We start from the raw sequence: 21,170 nt of genomic DNA, 5'->3' as shown, positions 1-21,170 counted from the left end.
TAAAGTGGCACTGTTTTTTGTCAATAAGGTTTTTAAACGATACTATTTATCGATCCCATTGAAACAGGCGATGACCGTGTTGTTTGACCTGCTGGAAAGATTGTCGAGCCTGACCCGCGTGTGGTTTCGCGAGCACCCGTTGCTGGCCGAACTGCAACCGATTCAACTCAGCGCGCTGCTTTACCTGGCGCGTTGCAACCGCTATTCGGATACGCCGCTGGCGGTCACCGATTACCTCGGCCTGACCAAGGGCACCGTGTCGCAGTCGCTCAAGGCGCTGGAGACCCATGGTTTTCTGACCAAGGTTCCGGACGCCCGAGACAAGCGCAGCGTGCATCTGGAACTGACGACCGCTGCGCGCGAACTGATCGACGCAGTGATGCCGCCGGATTTCCTGAGCAATGCCGCGCAACGCATGGGCGCGCGTGCCGGCGATCTGGAGGGCTTGTTGCTGGAGTTGCTGCGCAACATTCAACGCAGCGAAAACGTGCCGAGTTACGGGCTTTGCCGGACTTGTCGCTTCCACCAGACATCGACTGCCGGTGCCGTCTGCGGATTGACCGGCGAAGCGTTGGCCCCGCCGGAAATCGAACTGATCTGTCGCGAGCATCGCCTGCCCGACGAAACCTCCGCCTGAATCCTCTCCCGCCGGGGCTATGACTAAAAGTCATTGCCCCATGATTTTTAATGGTTACGGCCGGCCCGATCCCCGGTGTTAAAAAATCGCAAACACAGCTCATCAATAACAACCAGAGAGCGTTTGCAGCCATGTCCCGATTCTCCCTTCGCGTCTCCCCACGTCCGTTATTGATCCCGTTGGCCATTCGGTCCGCGTGAGCTGTCGATCACCCCAAAAAATCCCTCTGCATCGCAAAGAGTAATGACTGATGAAAGAACTCGACCTGTACATCGGTGAAGGTTTCGAAGGCCCGGGCGTGAACGCCGCGCACATCAATATCCTGATCGGCCCGCGTAATGGTCCGGCGGGGCAGGCGTTCGCCAACAGTCTGGCGTCGCCGAGCCAGGGCCATTGCCCATTCATGGTGATCGCCCAGCCGAACATTCCGGTCAAGCCGATGACCCTGTACGTCAACAAGGCCGCCATCAGCAGCGACTTGCACGGCAATGCAACGTGGGGCGCTTCCCAGGCCGGCATCGCCAAGGCTGTGCTCGAAGCGCTGCTCGACGGCACGTTGCCACCGGAAGCCGAAGACGAATGGGCGATCGTCACCGCCAACTGGGTCAACCCGGCCTGCGACGACCTCGATGCGGTCTACCTGAACAACTACAACGCCTGCCGCACCGCGATACGCGCCGCCCTGACCTGCAAGCCGGAAACCGCGCAGCTCAAGGATGTGGTCAACCACATCAGCAACCCTTTCTACACGCCAAAAGCCTGAGGTCCGCGCCATGCAATACATTCGTTTGGGCAACTCCGGCCTGCAAGTCTCCCGCCTGTGCCTGGGCACCATGAACATGGGCACCCCGGACTGGAAACCGTGGATCTTCAATGAAAAACAGAGCGAGCCGATCGTCGCTCACGCGCTGAACAACGGCGTGAATTTCATCGACCTGGCGGACTTCTATTCCGCCGGTGTCGGCGAGGAAGTGGTGGGGCGCATCGTCAAGCGTCTGGCCCGTCGTGAAGACCTGGTGATCACTACCAAGGTCGGCTACGGCACCCGCAACGGCATCAATGCCAGCGGCCATTCGCGCAAGCACATCATGGACAGCATTGATGCCTCGCTGAAGCGTCTGGACATGGATTACGTCGACGTGTTCATGCTGCATTACTTCGACGTGAACACCCCGGTCGAGGAAACCATGGGCGCACTGAATGACATCGTGCGTTCCGGCAAGGCGCGCTATATCGGCGTCTCGACCATGCTCACCGGTCAACTGGCGAAAATCCTCATGGCCTGCGAGCGCAACGGTTGGGTCAAGCCGATCAACATGCAGCTGCAACTGAACTGCGCCTACCGCGAAGAAGAGCGCGAGATGATTCCGTTCTGCCGCGATCAGGGCATCGGTGTTTCGGTGTTCAGCCCGTTGGCCCGTGGCCTGTTGACCGGTGATGTGCAATCGACTCGCAACCAAACTGACTTCTTCACCCAGCAGATGTACAGCGACGAAGCCTCGTTCGAAATCGCTCATTCGGTACAGCGCGTGGCCCGTGCCCGTGGAGTGTCGAACGCGCAGATCGCCCAGGCCTGGGTCGCCAATCACCCAGGTGTGGACTGCATGCTGGTCGGCGCCGACACCACCGCGCAGTTCGACAGCGCACTGGCGGCGTTGGAAACCAAACTGGATGCCGAAGAGCTGCACGAGCTGGAACGCAACTACACCCCGTGCGACGTGATCAACGATTACACCGCCGGCAAACGCATCCTGCGCACCGCCCGTCCGGGGCATGAGCGCTTCACGTTGCAGGGGGCGGTGGCATGAGCGGGTTGATTCGTCACGGCAACTTCATCGACGGCCAGTGGGGCAGCGGCGGCGCGACTTATCCGGTGCGCAATCCGGCCAATGGTGAGTTGATCACCGATGTTCAGAAGGCCGGTACCGAGGAAACCAACCTCGCCATTGAAGCGGCCAATCGCGCCCTGCCGGCGTGGCGCAAACTCACCGCCAAGGAGCGCAGCCAGCGCCTGAAACGCTGGAGCGATCTGATGCTCGCCAACCAGCAGGAACTGGCGACCTTGCTCAGCCGCGAACAAGGCAAACCACTGGCCGAGGCGAAGGGCGAAGTGGTCTACGCCGCCAGTTTTCTCGAGTGGTTCGGTGAAGAAGCCAAGCGTGCGTACGGTGATGTGATCCCGAGCCACAAGGCCGATGCGCGGATCATCGTGACCAAGGAAGCCATTGGCGTGGTTGCGGCGATTACTCCTTGGAACTTCCCGCTGGCGATGGTCACCCGCAAGGTCGGCCCGGCGCTGGCGGCGGGTTGCACGATGATCCTGAAACCCTCGGAAGAAACGCCACTGTCAGCGTTTGCTCTGGCGGTGCTGGCCGAGCAGGCCGGGATTCCGGCCGGTGTGTTCAACATCGTTTCCGGCGACGCGGTGGCCATCGGCGGCGCGCTGCAAGCGTCCAGCGTGGTGCGCAAGCTGTCGTTCACCGGCTCGACCCGCACCGGCAAACTGCTGATGCGTCAGGCCGCCGACACCCTGAAAAAGGTCTCGCTGGAACTGGGCGGCAACGCGCCGTTCATTGTCTTCGACGACGCCGACATCGACGCGGCCGTGAAAGGCGCGATGGCCTCGAAATTCCGCAACACCGGGCAGACCTGCGTGTGCGTCAACCGCTTCTTCATTCAGGACGGCGTCTACGAAGCCTTCACCGGCAAACTCGCCGAAGCCGTGGCGGCGATGCGCGTGGGCAGTGCATTGGACGGTGAGACCGAGCAAGGTCCGCTGATCAACGCCGCCGCGTTGGCCAAAGTCGAAGCCCACGTCAGCGATGCGCTGGAGAAGGGCGCCACGCTGTTGTGCGGCGGTCGTCGTCATGCGCTGGGCGGCACGTTCTACGAACCGACCATCCTCACCGAAGCCAACGGCGACATGCTCATCGCCCAGGACGAAACCTTCGGTCCGGTGGCCGCGTGCTTCCGCTTCAAGGACGAAGCCGAAGTGCTGGCGCGGGCCAATGACACGCCGTTCGGTCTGTCGGCGTACCTCTACAGCCGCGACATCGGCCGCGTATGGCGCGTGGCCGAAGGGCTGGAGGCCGGAATGGTCGGCATCAACGAAGGAATCATCTCCACGGAGGTGGCGCCGTTCGGTGGCATCAAGGAATCGGGCCTTGGGCGTGAAGGTTCGAAGTACGGTCTGGATGACTATCTGGAGATCAAATACCTGTTGATGGGTGGTTTGTAAGCCTGCCCGAATCCTGTGGGAGCGAGCTTGCTCGCGATGGCGTCGGGTCAGTTGGCACTTCTGTCAGCTGACACTCCGCTTCGCGAGCAGGCTCGCTCCCACAATGAACTGCAAGAGCTTTCCGTTTCTCCGTCAATAACAACAATTGGAGACGAACATGTCCGCTCAACCCGTAAAGATCGATGACCTGCCCATCGGGCGCTTCCATATCAAGATCGCTGGCCTGACCTTCGGCGCGCACTTCACCGACGGCTACATCCTTGGCCTGATCGGCATCGCGTTCACCTTGCTCAGCCCGCAGATGCAGCTCGATGCGTTCTGGCAGGGCCTGATCGGCGCATCGGCGTTGATCGGCCTGTTTCTCGGCAGTCTGTTTTTCGGCTGGATCTCGGACAAGGTCGGCCGGCAGAAAATCTTCCTGGTCAGTTTCGTGCTGATCACTATCGCTTCGGTGATGCAGTTCTACGTCGAAACCGCCATGAGCCTGTTTCTCTGCCGGGTGCTGATCGGCATCGGTCTGGGCGGTGATTTCAGCGTCGGCCACGCGATGCTCGCCGAGTTCGCGCCGAAGAAACATCGCGGTGTGCTGCTGGGTTCGTTCAGCGTGATCTGGACCTTCGGCTATGTTGCAGCGACCTTCGTCGGCACCGCCATGCTCAGCCTCGGTGACGATGCCTGGCGCTGGATGCTGGCGTCGTCGGCGATCCCTGCCGCGTTGATTCTGATCGCCCGCATCGGCACGCCGGAATCACCGCGCTGGCTGGTCAATCAGGGCCGGGTGGCCGAAGCCCGCGCCATCGTCAAAAAACACCTGGGCGATAACGTCGAGCTGGATGAAACCCGCTCCAGCGAAACCCGCTCGGGCTACGCGGTGCTGTTCAGCCGCGAATACCGCAAGCGTACAGCGTTCAACTGCCTGTTCTTCGTCTGCATCGTCATGCCGTACTTCGCCATCTACACCTTCCTGCCGTCAATCCTGCAGAAGATGGGCCTGGCCGAAGGCTTCGGCACCGAGCTGATGCTCAACATGCTGCTGATCCTCGGCGCGTTGATCGGCATTTGGTGCACGATCAAATTCACCCGGCGCGGGTTCCTGATCAATTCGTTCATCATTCTGGCGGTGGCGTTGTTTCTGCTGGCGGTGTTGCCGGGCAGCGCGGCATGGCTGATGGTGCTGGTGTTCGGCGTGTTCACCCTGGTGCTGTCGGCGGTAAGCAACCTGGTGGGTGTGTTCCCGGCGGAGAGCTTCCCGACGGAAGTGCGGGCCAGCGGAATTGGCCTGGCGACGGCGGTGAGTCGTCTGGGTTCGGCGGTCAGTACGTTCCTGTTGCCGGTGAGTGTGGCGGGGATTGGCTTGAGCCCGACGATGGGGATTCTTGCGGCGATCCTGGCGATTGGCGCGTTGCTGTCCTGGGCGTGGGCGCCGGAGACCAAGTCGTTGACGTTGAGTCAGGCGTGCAAGGCGCAGAGTCCGGTGGAGGGATCCATGGTCGTAGCTACCAAGGCTGCTGTTCCGATTTAAACAAATAGCATAAGTCCCTATTGGGTGAGCTTGCTCGCGAATGCAGTGCTTCAGTTGACGGGATACTGACTGACACACCCTTTTGCGGGCAATTTCACTGCTGCAAATCTGCACCGTTCGTGGAACTCGTGATGATCACAAAATTCAACTGCAAGGGCTGCTCATAAAGGCGTAACGTTGGCACCGTCGGATTTCAACGCTTTGCCATTCGCAGGAGTTATGTTTTGGACGGAACCATTGCTCGAATTAAAACGTCAAGGGAAGCGAAAGTTTTTGCCGCAAATGCCAAGCGTCTTGGCGATTCTGTCGCTGAAGCTAAGGCGCTCGACCGCGCACTGGAGCTACAGGCGCGAGAAGATGGATATTCCACGCCTGCTGAGATTGCCATCGCACTAGCTCTCTATGCCTATGAAGATCAGCAAGGAAAGGTGAGCGGTAAAGTATATCGGGCGAGTCGAACCCGGAAGATGATGCGCGATCATGGGGCTCTGCTTGCTGCCGAGCGCATGGTGCTCGCCCCAAATCCATCCATTGGATATACGGTGCTATCGGAGGCAGGGCTTGGAGCGCAAAGTTTCGAAGCTATTATTGATCGATTTCCGCAAGAGTTTTCTGATCGGGCCGTCACCGCAGCAAGAGCTCGGCTTGCTGGCGTCAGACGCGACTGGCACGGTCCCGTCAATGGGGGTTCAATCAGCACGGGTATGCCTCTTCCTGACGCCGAAGCGCTCATGCTTATTGAAGGTTTCAAAGACCCTGCAAATAGATTTCAGAGTGTTTGGCGACCGCATTACGCCAACACGATCAGCACTATTCGGCAGGCGTTGTTGAGCGGGCAAGTTGCAGATGTGGTCGATCTGATTTGGTCTGAGGGAGACAACGGCGTCAGTAACGCGGCTCAGGGCGTACTTGGATTACCGGTGATTCATGCTTTGCGCGCGCAATTTGAGGCACTGACTCATGACATTGCAATGGACGGCAGCCCTGAGAGTTTTTACAGGGTGGTGACCATGATGGAGGAGTGGCGTGATGAAAAGATGATTCCAAAGCTGCCAATGTTGCTGATTGCCCGAGCATTTGCGGCTATTCATCCAGAGCGTTATCCCACATTGGTCGTAGAGGAAAAGCTGGAAAAGGTGCTTGGATGGTTCAGCTTCCATACCGGATTGACCATGCCTGGTGGGAATTGGGCATCAAAAGCTCAGGCACTAATGTCCCATATGAATCTGATCGATACCTTTGACGGTGAAAACATTTTTCGTAGCATGTTTCCCTGGTTTGTCTATGAGCAACTGGGTGATGCGAATCAGAGAGTTCCGTTCACTCCAGGCCATCGAGAGCGTCCTGAGTCGACAATAGTCGACTTGCCTGCCACTTCGCGTCAGGTTCTGTTGCGCCACAACCGGCTTCAAACGCACCTGTACGGCTTGTTGTCTGCGCAGTATGGGCGGGGCTTCGTCAAAACGGAGCAAGCAACCGGATCGGGCGGATATGCGGATGCCTTAGTACGCCTGAGCGACAGTCAATGCATCCTGTATGAAATCAAAGTCGCGTTGACCGCCGCCAGCGCCGTTCGACAGGCGATGGGACAGCTACTCGAGTACGCCTTTCGGTCCGGCAGATTTGAACCGGAAAAACTGGTTATTGTCGCCGAGCCTGAACTTGATCCGGTCACTGAAAAATTTCTGCAGCGATTGAATGATGAGTTTCGATTGAGGCTGGAATACCTGCGGATCGAACTGCCGGGCGATGAGTAACACCCAGCTTTCAGATTTCGAGAGACATCGGTTTGTGTGTCAAGGATTGCTGACGAGGCTCAACCACTCGGTAAACAGCCTGACTTTCGACAACCCCTGCTTGTCATTCGCCACATCCAGCCAATACCCGTAAGGGCCGATCACCTCAATCGGGGTGATCGGCAGCAGGCTGCCGTTGGCCAGTTCCTTTTCGATCATCTGCCGGTCGATTACCGCGAGGCCACCACCGGCCAGTGCGGTATGGATCACCTGATCCAGGGTGCTGAATTCCAGCCCTTGCCCGGCATCGATGTCATCCCGACCCATGGCCGCCAACCAGTTCTCCCAGACCTTCAAGCGCTTGCCGTCGTGCAGGATGTGCAGCATTGGAAATTGCCGCAGGTCCGGCGGTTGATCGCCGTTGAACAGCTCCGGGCTGGCCACCGCGATGTGCCGTTCCATCACCAGCAACTGACTGGCGCAGTGGGGCGCTGCCGCGAGGCCGAAGCGGATGTGGCAATCGACTTCCGTGAGGCTGTCGTGGCCGATCTGGTTGGTCACGCTGAGGTTGATGTCCGGGTAACGCTGGCAGAACGCACGCAGGTGCGGCGACAGCCAGCGCGTGGCCCAGGTCGGCGGTGCGAGCACTTTCAAACGCTGGCGCAGATTGGGCACGCGCACGGCCTGCAAGGCGCGTTCGATGTGGTCGAAGGCTTCGGCCAGGTGCGGGGAGAGATTGCTGCCGGCTTCGGTCAGCGACAGCCCTTGAGGCGTGCGCACGAACAGCGCAACGCCAAGGTAGTCTTCAAGCTGTTTGATCTGGCGACTGACCGCGCCCTGGGTGACGTTCAGCCCGATGGCGGCCTGGCTGAAACTGCGATGACGGGCGACTTCTTCGAACACGCGCAGGGTGTTGAGCGAGGGCAGTTGGCGCATGGAGGCGGGACTCCGGATCGGGCGGTTTTTTGTTGTTTTGAGATGGGCCTATCTGACTATCGGTGATGGGCGGATGCAAGTGTTGTTTGGGCAGGCGCATTCGCGAGCAAGCTCGCTCCCACAGGTTCTGTGTACAACACAAATCCACTGTGGGAGCGAGCTTGCTCGCGATAGCAATTTGAAGGGCGAAAACGAAGCTGGATCAGAAGTAGTAACCGACGTTCACATATAACTGGTTTTCCCACTGATCCAGCCCACCCGCGCCAAGGCTCTGGGTGTAGCTGCTGCCCCCGATGTACGGATCGTTCTTGCCGAACAGCCATTCCGTGGCAACCCACAATTTACTCACGGAAAACGAGGTGCCAAGGATCATTCGTTCAGACGTCTTGAACCCGCTGGCAGACTTGTCGAACGCGCTGTAGTTGGCGTACAGCTTGATCCCGCTGATCTGGTCGAACAGGTATTTTCCACCCACGTCGTAACTCAGATCAGCCACATACAGATTGCCGCGACTGGCGACGTTGTAAGTGCCGTCGTAACCGCCGAGCGTCACCAGTTCATCGGTGCCGGCGTTGCGTGGCGACATCTGCTGCCGCGCCGCCTGCAACTGCACGCCCCACGGGCCGTTCTTGCCGAGGTAATGCACGGCCACGGCGTTGCGTCGGCCATCGTTGTCGGTGTCCTTGTTTTCGAGGGTCGAGGTCAGGCCGGAGATCCCGACTTCGGATTTCCACGACCCCAGATCCAGCGACCTGGCCACGCGCAGCACCACGGTGTTGCGTTCCTGGTTGTCACTGCCGTCGGCCACGTAACTGTCGGCACCCGACACGACGCTGGAGTAGGTGACGCCTTTGCTGGTGCCTTTGCCTTGCCAGGCCGGACGCAGGTAATAACCGGCCTGAAGGTTCCAGTCGCCGCTTTGCTGGATGTACTTGGCACCGACCTGTTGCACGTCTTCCAGACCGATGACATTGCCCAGGGTTTCGTAGAAGGTGCTGCCGAAGTACGGCTGCAAGCCGAACGGCACGGTGTTCAGCCCCACTTGCACTTGCTGATCCGGGTTGAGCTTGTAGCCGACCCACGCGAACTTGGCGAAGCGGATATCGCCGTAGTCCTTGGTGTACTGGTACGGGTAGGAGCGACCGTAGAAGCGGTATTGCGCTTCGCCGATCCAGGTGTCGGAGTTGTATTTGGCGCTGAGGAACACCGTGTCGAGGCCGAACTTCTGAATATCGCGATCCGGGTCCACGTCCCAACGGGCACGAATGGCGCCGCCAAGGTCGAGATTGTCGGTGACCTGGACCGCCATGGCCGGGGCGGCAAAGCTGCAGAACAGAGCGATGGAGGTGGTGCGCAGGCGCAAAGATGCAGGGAAGGGCATGGAGCGGCTCTCGATTGTTTTTATTAGAGATGCCGCGCAGTTTTGCCATCCGCCGCAGGTTGAACAAACGATAAAAACGGTGGGGAAACCTGCATCGAATGCATGTTACTCGGAAAATCCTGTAGGACAATTCGCCAATGTCGTGGGATGCTTTGCGCCTTGTCAGTGGTTTTCGAGTGCCTTGTATGAAACGCAAAATGCCCGGCCTGAATGCACTCAAAGCATTCGAAGTGGCCGGCAGCACCGGCAGTTTTACCCGCGCCGCCGAGTTGCTCAATGTCACCCAGAGCGCGGTCAGTCGTCAGGTGCGGCAGCTGGAAGAACAGCTCGGCGAGAGCCTGCTGGAACGCCGTCATCACCATCTCGAACTGACCGGTGCCGGCAAGATTCTGCTGCGGGCGCTGCATCAGTCGTTCGACAAGATCGAGCTGACGGTGCGCAGCATCCAGCAGAAAACCCACGCCAATCGCCTGCACATCAATGCGCCGCCCACCTTCACCAGCCGCTGGTTGATGCCACGCCTCGGGCGCTTGCGCGAGCAGCATCCGGAACTGGAACTGAGCATCACCACACGCTTGCAGGACAGCCTCGCGGAAACCAGCACCCTCGATTGCGCGATCCGTTTTGGCGACGGCGAGTGGGACGGGCTCGACAGTTCGCTGCTGATTCAGGAACGGCATATCGCGGTGTGCGCGCCGACTCTGTATGCGCGGGAGGGCGGCGAGCAGGGCATCGACCTCAATCGCCTGACCCTGCTGCATGTGCTGGCCCGGGAGGATCAGCGCTACCTGACCTGGAAGCACTGGCTCGACGCGGCGCGCATCACGGGTGTCGATACCCAGGGCGGTTATGAATTCGACCTGCTGGACCTGGCCATACAAGCGGCGGTCGATGGTCTGGGGATCACCATTGCTGACTGGCACATGGTCGCCTCGGAGCTGGCCAGCGGGCAGTTGACCCAGGTGCATAACGTCCACGTCGAAGGGCACCAGTCCTACTGGCTGGTGACTCGTCCGGAACAGACGCAGATGCCGCAATTACAGGCGTTCAGTCAGTGGTTGCAGGAAGAAATCTGGCTGGCGCAGCGCCAGCTTGAGCCTTCGAAGGCGATTTTCTGAGTAACGTGCCTTTTTCGAATGTTTGATCGCCGGATAAATCGTTTGTTGAACCCGCTGTCGATGACAAGACTGGCGCCATCGATAAAAACAAACGATGGGCGATGCACATGCGAGTCGAGCGAAATTTTGTTAACGGCCACTTCATCGAGCCGGCCAGCGCGGCGCTGATCGCGGTCTACAACCCGGCCACCGAAGCGTTGATCGGCCAGGTATCGGCCGCCACTGCCGAAGAGGCCACGGCGGCAGTCGATGCCGCCGCAGCAGCGCAGAAAGTCTGGGGCAAACTCACCAGCATCGAACGCGCCGAGCACCTGCGAGCGTTTGCGGTGGCCCTTGAAGATCGCGCTGAAGCCATCGGCGCCGCCCTGGCCGCCGAGTCCGGCAAAAGCCTGAGCGACGCCAGCAACGAAGCTCGTTATGCCGCGCAGATCACCCGTTACCACGCTGAATGGGCGCGCCGCATCGAAGGCGAGATCATTCCCAGCGACAGCCCTGACGAAAACCTGTTCCTGCACCGCGAGCCGATTGGCGTCGTTGCGTGCCTGATTCCGTTCAACTATCCGGTCTACACCCTGTTGCGCAAAATCGCGCCGGCGCTGATTGCCGGCAACACCGTGGTGGTGCGTCCGAGCAACAACACCCCGACGTCGGCGTTCGAAATTGCCAAAGCGGTGGAGCAATCGGGCATGCCGGCTGGTGTAATCAATATCCTGACCATGGATCACGCCACCGCCGCAGCGGTTTGCACCCATAAAGCCGTGGGCCTGATCACCCTGACCGGCAGCGTCAACGCCGGGCGCATCGTCCTCGACTACTGCAAGGCCAACATCGCCAAGCCGTCGCTGGAGCTGGGCGGCAAGACTCCGGCAATCATCGAGGCCGACGCCGATCTTGAAGCCGCCGCCAGCGCAATCATCGCCTCCAAGACCACTCACTGCGGCCAGTTGTGTACGGCGGTGGAGCGGGTCTACGTGCAGGAAAGCGTTCACGACCACTTCCTCGCATTGCTCAAAGCGAAGATCGCCGCCGTGAAGTTCGGCGACCGCGCCACCGACGCGAGCCTGATGGGCCCGCTGGTCAACGCCAGTTCGCAGAAGAACATTCACGCCATGGTCGAGCGCGCGATTGCAGAAGGTGCCGTCCTCGAAAGCGGCGGTGTGCTGCCCGAAGGCCCGGGACATTTCTACCCGCCAACGCTGCTCAGCGGTTGCCGCCAGGACATGGAAATCGTCCAGGAAGAAATCTTCGGCCCGGTGTTGCCGGTGCTCAAGTACCGCGACATCGACGAAGCGCTGGCCATGGCCAACGACCACCAGTTCGGCCTGTCGTCGGTGCTGTACACCGAGAACTACCGCACCGCGCAGAAGGTCGCCAACGCCATCGAAGCCGGCGAGTTGTACGTCAATCGCACGCCGGCCGATCCGTACCAGGGCTACCACGCCGGCTGGAAACGCTCGGGCCTGGGCGGCGATGACGGCAAGCACGGCATGCTCGAATTCACCCAGACCCGACTCGTGGTCATGAAGTACTGATCCACCGCATCACGCCTCACGCTACACCTATAAAAACAATTATCAGGGGCGCCCGGAGCACGGGTCGCCCGAGGTCACTTCAATGTCCAAGCATGCATCCTCTGCTGCCGCTGTTCAGGGTTCCAACTCGGCTTCGAAAAGCCGGAGCGACAAGGGAAGTCGCTATTTCCAACTGATGTTGCTGGTGCTCGCCGCCGGTGCGATCTATCCGATTCTGTATCTGCGCCAGGTCTATCAGACCACCATGCTCGAGGTGTTCCAGATCAACCACAGCGAGCTGGGTTATCTGTACTCGATGCTCGGGACGATTTTCCTGCTCAGCTACTTGCCGAGCGGTTGGCTGGCCGACCGCATCGCGCCGCGTTTCCTGATTTTCTTCTCGCTGGTAGCCACTGGCGCGCTGGGCCTGTGGTATTCGACCGCGCCGTCGATGACCGGGCTGATGATCATCTTCGGTTGCTGGGGTCTGACCACCGGCCTGACGTTCTGGGCCTCGGTGCTCAAGCGCGTGAAGATGATTGCCCATCACACCGAACAGGGCCGTTTCTTCGGCATCCTCGATGGCGGTCGCGGACTGGTCGAAGCGCTGTTGGCAACGGTTGCGCTGGGGCTGTTCGCCTATGCCACTGAAACCCGTGGCGAGTCCACCGCCGAAGGTTTCAGGCACGTGGTTTACCTCTACGCCTTCACCTGTATCGCCATCGGCTGTGTGCTGGTGCTGATCAAGGACCCGAAGTCGATGGAGGACACGCCGCCAGTGGAGAAGGGCAAGTTCAATCTGTTCACTGATCTGGCGACCCTGGTGAAGATCCCTGAACTGTGGCTGGTCACCGCGATCGTGTTCTGCGGTTATCACATCTTCTGGGCCACCTACAGCTTCTCGGACTACCTGCAAGGCAGCGGCCTGACCGCCGTCATGGCCGGCACCATCACCACCATCAAACTGTGGATGCGCCCGATCGGCGGCATTGGTGGCGGTTGGCTGGGGGACAAGTTTTCGAACATCTCGGTGCTGATCGTTGCGCTGTTGCTGGCGAGTCTGGCGATTGTCGGCCTGATCGTGTTCCCGGCGCTCAACAGCATGGGGCTGCTGATCGCGACAGTGATTTTCATCGGCCTGATGACCTACGCGATTCGCGGTCTGTACTGGGCGATCCTCGACAGCTGCAACATTCCGCTGCGCATCACCGGACTGGCCATCGGCATCGTCTCGGTGGTCGGTTACATGCCGGATGCCTTTATCCCGTTGATCAACGGCTACCTCACTGAGCATTTCCCCGGCGCCCTCGGCTACAAGCTCTATTTCGGCTACATCGCCGCCATCGGTCTGATCGGCACCCTGGCTGCCGTGACCCTGCGTGCCCGGATCAATCGCAAATCTTTGAATAAAGCAGGTGCCTGAGATGAAAATCGTCGCCCTTGAAACCCATATCGTCGCCGTACCGCCACCGCACATCGGCGGCATGTACTGGTTGTTCGTCAAGCTCAAGACCGACTGCGGCATCGAAGGCGTCGGCGAGATCTACGCCGCGACATTCGGCCCCAAAGCCATGCTGCCGATCATCGAAGACGTGTTCGAACGCTACCTGCTGAATCAGGACCCGCACCACATCGAGCGCTTCTTCCGTCAGGCCTATTCGAGCGGTTTCACCCAGCGTCCCGACCTGACCATGATGGGCGTGGTCAGCGGTCTGGAAATGGCCTGCTGGGACATCATCGGCAAGGCTGCGAACAAGCCGGTCTACGAACTGCTCGGTGGCAAGGTTCACGAACGCCTGCGTTCCTACACCTACCTGTACCCGGTCAACAGCCGTGGCGAGTACGACTACGACGACCCGGACCTGGCGGCTGAATGCGCCGTTGAAAACATGAACAAGGGCTTCACCGCCGTTAAGTTCGACCCGGCCGGGCCGTATACCGCGTACTCCGGGCATCAGATTTCGCTGGAAGTGCTGGAGCGCTGCGAAACCTTCTGCCGCAAGATCCGCGAAGCGGTGGGCAACAAGTGCGATCTGCTGTTTGGCACTCACGGGCAAATGGTGCCGTCCTCGGCGATTCGTCTGGCCAAGCGCCTCGAGAAATACGATCCGCTGTGGTTCGAAGAGCCGGTGCCGCCGGGTCAGGAAGAGGCCATGGCGCAAGTCGCGGCCAAGACCAGCATTCCGATTGCCACCGGCGAGCGCCTGACCACCAAGTACGAGTTCTTCAAGCTGTTGCAGGCGGGTGGCGCGTCGATTCTGCAGATGAACGTGGCGCGCTGCGGCGGTCTGCTCGAAGGCAAGAAAATCGCCAGCATGGCCGAGGCCTATTACGCGCAAATCGCCCCGCATCTTTACAACGGGCCGATTGGTGCGGCGGCGAGTTTCCAGCTCGCGGCCTGCACGCCGAACTTCCTGATCCAGGAAAGCATCGAGACCTGGGGCGGCTTCCATGCCGAGGTCCTGAAAAAGCCGTTGCAGTGGGAGGACGGCTACATCATTCCGTCCACCGAGCCGGGCCTGGGCGTGGAGCTGAACATGGACGTGGTGCGCAAGCATTCGCCGTACACCGGTTCACGCCTGCACCTGCAAATGGCCCCGACTCCGGCCGACGTCAAAGACACATCGCCGGCCAAGGGCTGACGAGGTTTCTAACCCAACCGCAAGACCTGTGGGAGCGAGCTTGCTCGCGATAGCGTCAGTTCGGTCAGCATCGATGTTGAATGCGGCACCGCAATCGCGAGCAAGCTCGCTCCCACAAGGATAGTGCCTGGCTGACAGGCATTCTTTGTACAACGACTTACGCGGTAACCGTGCATGACATACGACTACATCATCGCTGGCGCAGGCGCCGCTGGCTGCGTGCTGGCCAATCGGCTTTCGGCCTCGGGCCAACACACGGTGCTGCTGCTGGAGGCGGGCGGCAAGGACAGTTCCCTGTGGTTCAAGATCCCGGTCGGCTTCGCCAAAATGTATTACAACCCGACCTTCAACTGGATGTACTACAGCCAGCCGCAGAAGCAGTTGGGCAATCGTGAAATCTACGCCCCGCGCGGCAAGGTCCAGGGCGGTTCGGGCTCGATCAACGCGATGATCTACGTGCGCGGTCAGGCCCATGACTTCAACGACTGGGCGGCGAACGGCAACGATGGCTGGGGCTTCAAGGATGTGCTGCCGTACTTCCGCAAACTGGAAAACCATCCGCTGGGCGACAGCGAATACCACGGCGGCAGTGGCCCGATCAGCATCACCCCGATGGCCGGCCAGACCCACCCGATCTGCGACGTGTTCCTCAAGGGCTGTGATGAACTCGGCTACCCGCGCAGCGACGATTTCAACGGGCCGAAATTCGAAGGCGCGGGCATCTACGACGTCAACACCCGCAACGGTCAGCGCAGCTCCAGCAGCTTCGCCCATTTGCACCCGGCGCTGAGCCGGCCGAACCTGACGGTCGAGCATTACGCGCTGGTTGATCGAGTGCTGTTCGATGAGACTCAACAGCGCGCCACTGGCATCTCCATCACCCAGCATGGTGTGGTGCGAACGTTCACGGCGCGCAAGGAAGTGATCCTGTGCGCTGGTGCGGTCGACACACCGAAGATCCTGCAACTGTCCGGCGTGGCCGATCGCGCCTTGCTGGCCAAGCATCAGATTCCGGTGGTGAAACACCTGCCGGCGGTGGGGCAAAACCTGCAGGATCACCTGTGCGTCAGCTACTACTACAAGGCCAATATTCCGACCCTGAACGATGAGCTGAGCTCGCTGTTCGGCCAGTTCAAACTCGGCGTGAAATACCTGCTGACCCGCAAGGGCGCGCTGGCGATGAGCGTCAATCAGGCCGGCGGATTCTTCCGGGGCAACGCGGAGCAGAGCCATCCGAACCTGCAGCTGTACTTCAACCCGCTGTCGTACCAGATCCCGAAAAACAACAAGGCCAGCCTCAAGCCCGAGCCGTATTCAGGCTTCCTGCTGTGCTTCAATCCGTGCCGCCCGACCAGTCGCGGGCACATCGAAATTGCCTCGAAGAATCCCCGTGATGCGGCGCTGATCGACCCGAACTACCTGAGCACGCAAAAGGATATCGACGAGGTGATCCAGGGCAGTCGCCTGATGCGCAAGATCATGGGCGCTCCTTCATTGAAGGGCATTACGGTCGATGAAGTTCTGCCGGGGCCGGCAGTGGAAACCGACGAGCAGATGCTGCAGTACTTTCGCGACAACTGCGGCTCGATCTATCACCTGTGCGGCTCCTGCGCGATGGGCTCGGACGAGCAGAGTTCGGTGGTCGACAAACGCCTCAAGGTGCATGGCCTCGAGGGGTTGCGGATCGTCGATGCGTCGATCTTCCCCAATGTGACGTCGGGCAACACCCATGCGGCGGTGCTGATGGTGGCGGAGAAGGGCGCGGATCTGATTCTGCAGGACGCGTAATGTGCAGTGACACTTGATCGCGGGCGGTTTTCCAGCGTGCACTAGGCTTTGAATGCCGGCCCGTTACGGGCCGGCATTGCTGTTTCTGGAGGATTGTTTTTCTGATTCAAGGAGCGACCGATCATGGATGATCTGGTGAAAGAAGTGATTCCGCTGTTGCAGTACCTGATCCCGGGGTTTGTCTCGGCCTGGATTTTCTACACCCTGACGGCGTTCAAGCGGCCGGATACGTTCGGGCAGATTGTGCAGGCGCTGATTTTCACGTTTGTGATTCACGGGATGGTGCTGGGGGTTGGGGCGGTTTGTGTGTGGGTGGGGGAGAAGGGATTTTCTGTAGGAAAGTGGGATGCGAAGGCGGAGGCTTGCTGGGCATTTTCTGCTTCGTTGCTGCTAGGTTTGATGGCTTGTTGTCTGGCAACCAATGGCAAATTGCATAGGTGGTTGCGCAGTAGAAACGTAACGAAACAATCTTCCTATCCCAGTGAATGGTTCTGCGCTTTCGCTCAATATGACCGATTCATCACCCTTCATCTGGAGGATGAAAGGCGCGTTCTAGGCTGGCCAGTCGAGTGGCCACCGGAGTCGAACACCGGACAGTTCTTGATGAGGTTTCCACGCTGGCTCAACGAAGATGGCAAATTGGATCCTATTGGCGCCGAATTTTTGCTGATAGATTCCGCGAAGGTTAAATGGGTTGAATTCAGCCCGGCATCAGAGGGTTCATCATGACCGCCAGAGCACCGCAACCAATGCCACAACATCTGGAGCGACTTTTCGTAGGGCCCGACGGGAAGCTGTTGGAGAAACCATTGATCACGGGCCCAAAGGCACCCCCACCGCTGAAGTACCCCCCATCCCCGCAAGCCCGCTAACCCCATCCATCCTTCACCGCCCGGCGAATGCCCTCCAGCAGCATCGCAAACGCCGGGTTGTCGTTGTTTTCCCGCCAGATCAGATGCAGTTCGCTCTGCACCCCTTCGCCCAGATCAATCTCGCGAAACACCACATTCCTGAACACCACGCTGGTCGCGCAACGCGGCACCAGCGCCAGACCCATGCCCGCATTGACCAGCGCCAGAATCGTCAGCGAAGACCCCAGCCACTGCACGTAATCCGGAGCGACCCGGGCCGAGCGCAGCATGCCGGTCAGCAGTTCGTTGAACGGCGGATAGGCCGCGTGGGAATACATCAGGAACGGCTGCCCATCCAGATCCTTCACTGACACATCGTCAGCCTCGGCCAGTCGATGGCCGCTCGGCACCGCCAGCACAAACGGCTCACGCACCAGGCATTCGGTGGCGTAACCCGGCTCCAGCAACGGTGCGCGGACGATGCCCAGGTCGATGCGGCGGGCGCGCAGGGCTTCGTGTTGCTGATAGGTGTTCATTTCGGTCAGGTCGATCTTCACCTGCGGCTGCTTGAGGCGCGCCTCGGCGATGACCTTGGGCAGGAATTCATACACCGCGCTGCCGACAAAACTGATGTTCACCGAACCGATATCACCCTCGGCAAAACGCCGGGCGGTGACGGCGGCTTGCTGGGCGCGTTCGAGCAGGTTTTGCGCCTCGATGAAAAACGCCCGGCCGGCCGCCGTGAGCGCCACACTGCGCGTGCTGCGGGTAAACAGTTCGACGCCCAGGTGATGTTCCAGCAACTGGATCTGCCGGCTCAGTGGCGGCTGGGTCATGTTCAACCGCTCGGCGGCACGGCGGAAGTTGAGTTCGGTGGCGACGGTGGTGAAGCAGCGCAGTTGGGTCAATTCGAACATTGATCTAATCCGGGTATCAATCGAATGCCAAGTTAGATTAGACGGGATCAATTGCCCCGTCCATGATCGCTTTACGCCTCAAAGGCCACTGCTATCCCTACAAAAACAAAGAACGGGAGTCGCCCCTTGAATACCCTCCAGAGTCCGCCGGACATCACGGTACTCGCCCGCGCCGCCGCCAAGGTCAAGCGCCATGTGCTGCCGCTGTTCGTGGTGATGTTCATCGTCAACTACATCGACCGGGTCAACATCGGTTTCGTGCGCAGTCATCTGGAAACCGATCTGGGTATCGGCGCTGCCGCTTACGGCCTCGGTGCCGGTCTGTTTTTTATCGGTTACGCCTTGTTTGAGGTGCCGTCCAATATGCTTCTGCAACGCTACGGCGCGCGCGCCTGGCTGACGCGGATCATGTTCACCTGGGGCGCCGCCGCAATGGCCATGGCGTTCGTCAAGGGTGAAACCAGTTTCTACGTGTTGCGCTTCATCCTGGGCGCTGCCGAGGCCGGGTTCTTTCCGGGGATCATTTATTACTTCACCCAATGGCTGCCGGCTTCTGAACGTGGCAAGACCATGGCGGTGTTTCTCAGCGGTTCGGCGATTGCTTCGGTGATATCCGGCCCGGTGTCCGGCGCGCTGTTGCATATCAGCGGCCTGGGCATGCACGGCTGGCAGTGGATGTTCCTGATCGAAGGTGCTGCGTCGGTGGTGCTCTGCGGGTTTGTCTGGTTCTGGTTGCAATCCCACCCCCGTCAGGCCAGGTGGCTGAGCGAGGAGGAGCGTGAAGCGCTGGTGACGGCAATCGCCGAGGAGCAGCGTGCCCGGGAAGCAACTCACGTCGCCAGACCATCGATGTTCAAACTGTTGGCGGACCGGCAGATCGCGCTGTTCTGCTTCATCTACTTCTCCATCGCCCTGACCATCTACGGCGCCACGTTCTGGCTGCCGAGCATGATCAAGAAAATGGGCAACCTCGGCGACTTCCAGGTCGGGCTGCTCAACTCGGTGCCGTGGATCATTTCCATCGTCGCGATGTACGGCTTTGCGGCGCTGGCCGGCAAGTGGAAATTCCAGCAGGCGTGGGTCGCGCTGACCCTGGTGATCGCCGCGTTCGGCATGTTCATGTCCACCACCGGCGGGCCGATTTTCGCTTTCGTGGCCATCTGTTTTGCGGCCATCGGCTTCAAGGCGGCTTCGGCACTGTTCTGGCCGATTCCGCAAAGCTATCTGGATGCGCGTATCGCAGCGGCGGTGATCGCGCTGATCAACTCCATCGGCAACCTCGGCGGCTTCGTTGCGCCGACCGCGTTCGGTTTTCTGGAACAGACCACCGGCTCCATTGAGGGCGGTCTTTATGGCCTGGCCGCGACTTCGCTGGTAGCGGCGGTAGTGATTTTCTTCGCCCGCATGGCGCCCGGCGCCAAAGGCAAAACCCCGGCAAAGCCTGAACCCGAGACCGCCGTTGCGCCGACGGCCAACCCGGTGGCGAGCCACTGATTCCGACAACAGGAGCGTCATTTTGAAAATCACTCGCGTAACCGTCACTCCGATCGCTTTCCGTGATCCGCCACTGCTTAACGCCAGTGGCATCCACGAACCGTTCGCCCTGCGTTCGATCATCGAGATCGAAAGCGACAACGGCTACATCGGCCTCGGTGAAAGCTATGGAGATGCCCCGGCGCTGGCGATCCAGCAACAGTTGCAGTCGCAGTTGATCGGCCTCGATCCGTTCAACCTCAATCAGTTGCGTCGGATCGTTCAGGCCACAGTCGCTGCCAACAAACCGGCCAGTCTGGCGGGCGCTGAACTCGCGCCCGGTTCCCACGCCAGCAAGGCTGTGAGCAACGCGTATTCGGCATTCGAAGTGGCGTTTCTCGACTTGCAGGCTCGCTATTTGAATGTGCCGCTGGTGGACCTGCTGGGCGGGGCGGTGCGCGATGAGGTGCCGTTCAGTGCCTACCTGTTTTTCAAGTACGCGCAGCACGTCGATTCACCGTACAAACCGGATAACTGGGGCGAGGCGCTGAACGAGCAGCAGATCGTCGCCCAGGCCGCGCGAATGATCGAGGCTTACGGCTTCAAGAGCATCAAGCTCAAGGCCGGCACGCTGCCGCCGGAGCACGAAGTGGCGTGCATCAAGGCGCTGAAAAAGGCCTTTCCCGGTTATCCGCTGCGCATCGATCCCAACGGCAACTGGTCGCTGGAAACCTCGATCCGCATGGCCGAGTTGCTGGGTGATGATCTGCAGTATTACGAAGATCCGACCCCGGGCCTCGACGGCATGGCCGAGCTGCACAAACGCACCGGGTTGCCGCTGGCGACCAATATGGTGGTCACCGATTTCGACGAGTTCCGCCGCAGCGTGGCGTTGAACAGCGTGCAGATTGTCCTCGCCGATCACCATTACTGGGGCGGCCTGCGCGACACCCAGACCCTGGCGAAAATGTGCGACACCTTCGGCCTCGGCGTGTCGATGCATTCCAACTCACACCTGGGCATCAGCCTGATGGCGATGGCTCACGTGGCGGCCGCCGTGCCGAATCTGGATTACGCCTGCGACACCCATTACCCGTGGCAGGAACCGGATGAAGAAGTGATCAAGGGCGGCAAGCTGCCGATCGTCGACGGCTGCGTGAAGATCACTCGTGCACCGGGATTGGGATTGGAACTGGATCACGATCAACTGGGCAAGCTGCATGACCAGTACCTGACCTGCGGCATCCGCCAGCGCGATGATGTGCGGCAGATGCAGCGCTACAAACCGGACTGGAAAGCGCTGAAGCCGCGGTTCTGAGTTCACCGATCTGGCGCAATCGCGAGCAGGCTCGCTCCCACAGAGATAAGTATTCCAATGTGGGAGCGAGCCTGCTCGCGATGGCAATTGATCTGGCGATGT

Annotated in this window: 17 protein-coding genes; 14 read left to right on the top strand and 3 right to left on the bottom strand. The window is 60.0% G+C overall.

The window, feature by feature from the left end; translation table 11 throughout:
- The first annotated feature begins 70 nt into the window (after positions 1-70).
- The 6 genes from N8H71_RS06775 (at position 71) to N8H71_RS06750 (ending at position 7,154) form a co-directional block, all read left to right on the top strand.
- The gene (locus N8H71_RS06775; protein ID WP_262193392.1) at positions 71-637 is read left to right on the top strand and encodes a MarR family winged helix-turn-helix transcriptional regulator; all 567 of its coding nucleotides are present in this window, start codon (positions 71-73) and stop codon (positions 635-637) included.
- A 250-nt stretch (positions 638-887) separates the two neighbouring features.
- Positions 888-1,400, top strand: coding sequence for a formaldehyde-activating enzyme (gene fae / locus N8H71_RS06770; RefSeq protein ID WP_262193391.1), 513 nt, complete (start codon positions 888-890; stop codon positions 1,398-1,400).
- A 10-nt stretch (positions 1,401-1,410) separates the two neighbouring features.
- Positions 1,411-2,445 (top strand): aldo/keto reductase, encoded by a 1,035-nt coding sequence (locus N8H71_RS06765; protein ID WP_207983053.1) that lies wholly within the window; start codon positions 1,411-1,413, stop codon positions 2,443-2,445.
- Complete coding sequence (locus N8H71_RS06760; protein WP_262193390.1) at positions 2,442-3,875, top strand: NAD-dependent succinate-semialdehyde dehydrogenase; 1,434 nt, start codon at positions 2,442-2,444, stop codon at positions 3,873-3,875. The genes N8H71_RS06765 and N8H71_RS06760 overlap by 4 nt, the downstream gene beginning before the upstream one ends.
- Before the next feature lie 157 nt (positions 3,876-4,032).
- On the top strand, positions 4,033-5,397 hold the full coding sequence (locus tag N8H71_RS06755) for an MFS transporter (protein WP_262193389.1): 1,365 nt from the start codon (positions 4,033-4,035) through the stop codon (positions 5,395-5,397).
- A 224-nt stretch (positions 5,398-5,621) separates the two neighbouring features.
- Positions 5,622-7,154 (top strand): hypothetical protein, encoded by a 1,533-nt coding sequence (locus tag N8H71_RS06750; RefSeq protein WP_262193388.1) that lies wholly within the window; start codon positions 5,622-5,624, stop codon positions 7,152-7,154.
- Positions 7,155-7,193: 39 nt separating this feature from the next.
- Here N8H71_RS06750 and N8H71_RS06745 read toward each other — a convergent pair whose 3' ends face one another.
- Together N8H71_RS06745 and N8H71_RS06740 are read right to left on the bottom strand one after the other, a co-directional pair.
- The gene (locus N8H71_RS06745) at positions 7,194-8,069 is read right to left on the bottom strand and encodes a LysR substrate-binding domain-containing protein (protein WP_262193387.1); all 876 of its coding nucleotides are present in this window, start codon (positions 8,067-8,069) and stop codon (positions 7,194-7,196) included.
- A gap of 202 nt (positions 8,070-8,271) precedes the next feature.
- The gene (locus N8H71_RS06740) at positions 8,272-9,450 is read right to left on the bottom strand and encodes a hypothetical protein (protein WP_262193386.1); all 1,179 of its coding nucleotides are present in this window, start codon (positions 9,448-9,450) and stop codon (positions 8,272-8,274) included.
- Between the two features lie 185 nt (positions 9,451-9,635).
- On the opposite strand from N8H71_RS06740, the gene N8H71_RS06735 reads away from it, so the two are divergent.
- The 6 genes from N8H71_RS06735 to N8H71_RS06710 all read left to right on the top strand — a co-directional run bounded on the left by N8H71_RS06735 (position 9,636) and on the right by N8H71_RS06710 (position 17,238).
- The gene (locus N8H71_RS06735) at positions 9,636-10,568 is read left to right on the top strand and encodes a LysR substrate-binding domain-containing protein (protein WP_262193385.1); all 933 of its coding nucleotides are present in this window, start codon (positions 9,636-9,638) and stop codon (positions 10,566-10,568) included.
- A gap of 107 nt (positions 10,569-10,675) precedes the next feature.
- Positions 10,676-12,100 (top strand): aldehyde dehydrogenase, encoded by a 1,425-nt coding sequence (gene aldA / locus N8H71_RS06730; protein ID WP_262193493.1) that lies wholly within the window; start codon positions 10,676-10,678, stop codon positions 12,098-12,100.
- 82 nt (positions 12,101-12,182) lie between these two features.
- Positions 12,183-13,502 carry an MFS transporter gene (locus N8H71_RS06725; protein WP_262193384.1) on the top strand — a complete coding sequence of 440 codons (1,320 nt, stop codon included), beginning with the start codon at positions 12,183-12,185 and terminating at the stop codon, positions 13,500-13,502.
- 1 nt (position 13,503) lies between these two features.
- The gene (locus N8H71_RS06720) at positions 13,504-14,721 is read left to right on the top strand and encodes a mandelate racemase/muconate lactonizing enzyme family protein (RefSeq protein WP_262193383.1); all 1,218 of its coding nucleotides are present in this window, start codon (positions 13,504-13,506) and stop codon (positions 14,719-14,721) included.
- Between the two features lie 174 nt (positions 14,722-14,895).
- A complete protein-coding gene (locus tag N8H71_RS06715) occupies positions 14,896-16,509 on the top strand; it encodes a GMC family oxidoreductase (RefSeq protein WP_262193382.1) in 1,614 nt (537 codons plus the stop codon).
- Positions 16,510-16,632: 123 nt separating this feature from the next.
- Positions 16,633-17,238: a DUF6338 family protein gene (locus tag N8H71_RS06710; RefSeq protein ID WP_258711886.1), complete on the top strand. Its 606-nt coding sequence runs from the start codon at positions 16,633-16,635 to the stop codon at positions 17,236-17,238.
- A gap of 139 nt (positions 17,239-17,377) precedes the next feature.
- Here N8H71_RS06710 and N8H71_RS06705 read toward each other — a convergent pair whose 3' ends face one another.
- Entirely contained in the window at positions 17,378-18,277 is a 900-nt protein-coding gene (locus N8H71_RS06705; RefSeq protein WP_064379392.1) for a LysR substrate-binding domain-containing protein, read from the bottom strand.
- A gap of 126 nt (positions 18,278-18,403) precedes the next feature.
- On the opposite strand from N8H71_RS06705, the gene N8H71_RS06700 reads away from it, so the two are divergent.
- Positions 18,404-19,771: an MFS transporter gene (locus N8H71_RS06700; RefSeq protein WP_262193381.1), complete on the top strand. Its 1,368-nt coding sequence runs from the start codon at positions 18,404-18,406 to the stop codon at positions 19,769-19,771.
- A gap of 22 nt (positions 19,772-19,793) precedes the next feature.
- The gene (locus N8H71_RS06695) at positions 19,794-21,068 is read left to right on the top strand and encodes a glucarate dehydratase family protein (RefSeq protein ID WP_007950478.1); all 1,275 of its coding nucleotides are present in this window, start codon (positions 19,794-19,796) and stop codon (positions 21,066-21,068) included.
- The last annotated feature ends 102 nt before the right edge of the window (positions 21,069-21,170 follow it).

Origin of the sequence: Pseudomonas koreensis (genome assembly GCF_025447595.1) — a bacterium.
Classification (GTDB): domain Bacteria; phylum Pseudomonadota; class Gammaproteobacteria; order Pseudomonadales; family Pseudomonadaceae; genus Aquipseudomonas; species Aquipseudomonas koreensis_H.
Note: the sequence above shows the minus strand (reverse complement) of the source record. Positions and strands in the feature narration are given on the sequence as shown.

Coding starts and splice junctions, on each gene's coding strand:
- N8H71_RS06775 (WP_262193392.1), top strand. CDS start 71: ATGACCGTGTTGTTTGACCTGCTGGAAAGATTGTCGAGCCTGACCCGC.
- fae (WP_262193391.1), top strand. CDS start 888: ATGAAAGAACTCGACCTGTACATCGGTGAAGGTTTCGAAGGCCCGGGC.
- N8H71_RS06765 (WP_207983053.1), top strand. CDS start 1,411: ATGCAATACATTCGTTTGGGCAACTCCGGCCTGCAAGTCTCCCGCCTG.
- N8H71_RS06760 (WP_262193390.1), top strand. CDS start 2,442: ATGAGCGGGTTGATTCGTCACGGCAACTTCATCGACGGCCAGTGGGGC.
- N8H71_RS06755 (WP_262193389.1), top strand. CDS start 4,033: ATGTCCGCTCAACCCGTAAAGATCGATGACCTGCCCATCGGGCGCTTC.
- N8H71_RS06745 (WP_262193387.1), bottom strand. CDS start 8,069: ATGCGCCAACTGCCCTCGCTCAACACCCTGCGCGTGTTCGAAGAAGTC.
- N8H71_RS06740 (WP_262193386.1), bottom strand. CDS start 9,450: ATGCCCTTCCCTGCATCTTTGCGCCTGCGCACCACCTCCATCGCTCTG.
- N8H71_RS06735 (WP_262193385.1), top strand. CDS start 9,636: ATGAAACGCAAAATGCCCGGCCTGAATGCACTCAAAGCATTCGAAGTG.
- aldA (WP_262193493.1), top strand. CDS start 10,676: ATGCGAGTCGAGCGAAATTTTGTTAACGGCCACTTCATCGAGCCGGCC.
- N8H71_RS06725 (WP_262193384.1), top strand. CDS start 12,183: ATGTCCAAGCATGCATCCTCTGCTGCCGCTGTTCAGGGTTCCAACTCG.
- N8H71_RS06720 (WP_262193383.1), top strand. CDS start 13,504: ATGAAAATCGTCGCCCTTGAAACCCATATCGTCGCCGTACCGCCACCG.
- N8H71_RS06715 (WP_262193382.1), top strand. CDS start 14,896: ATGACATACGACTACATCATCGCTGGCGCAGGCGCCGCTGGCTGCGTG.
- N8H71_RS06710 (WP_258711886.1), top strand. CDS start 16,633: ATGGATGATCTGGTGAAAGAAGTGATTCCGCTGTTGCAGTACCTGATC.
- N8H71_RS06705 (WP_064379392.1), bottom strand. CDS start 18,277: ATGTTCGAATTGACCCAACTGCGCTGCTTCACCACCGTCGCCACCGAA.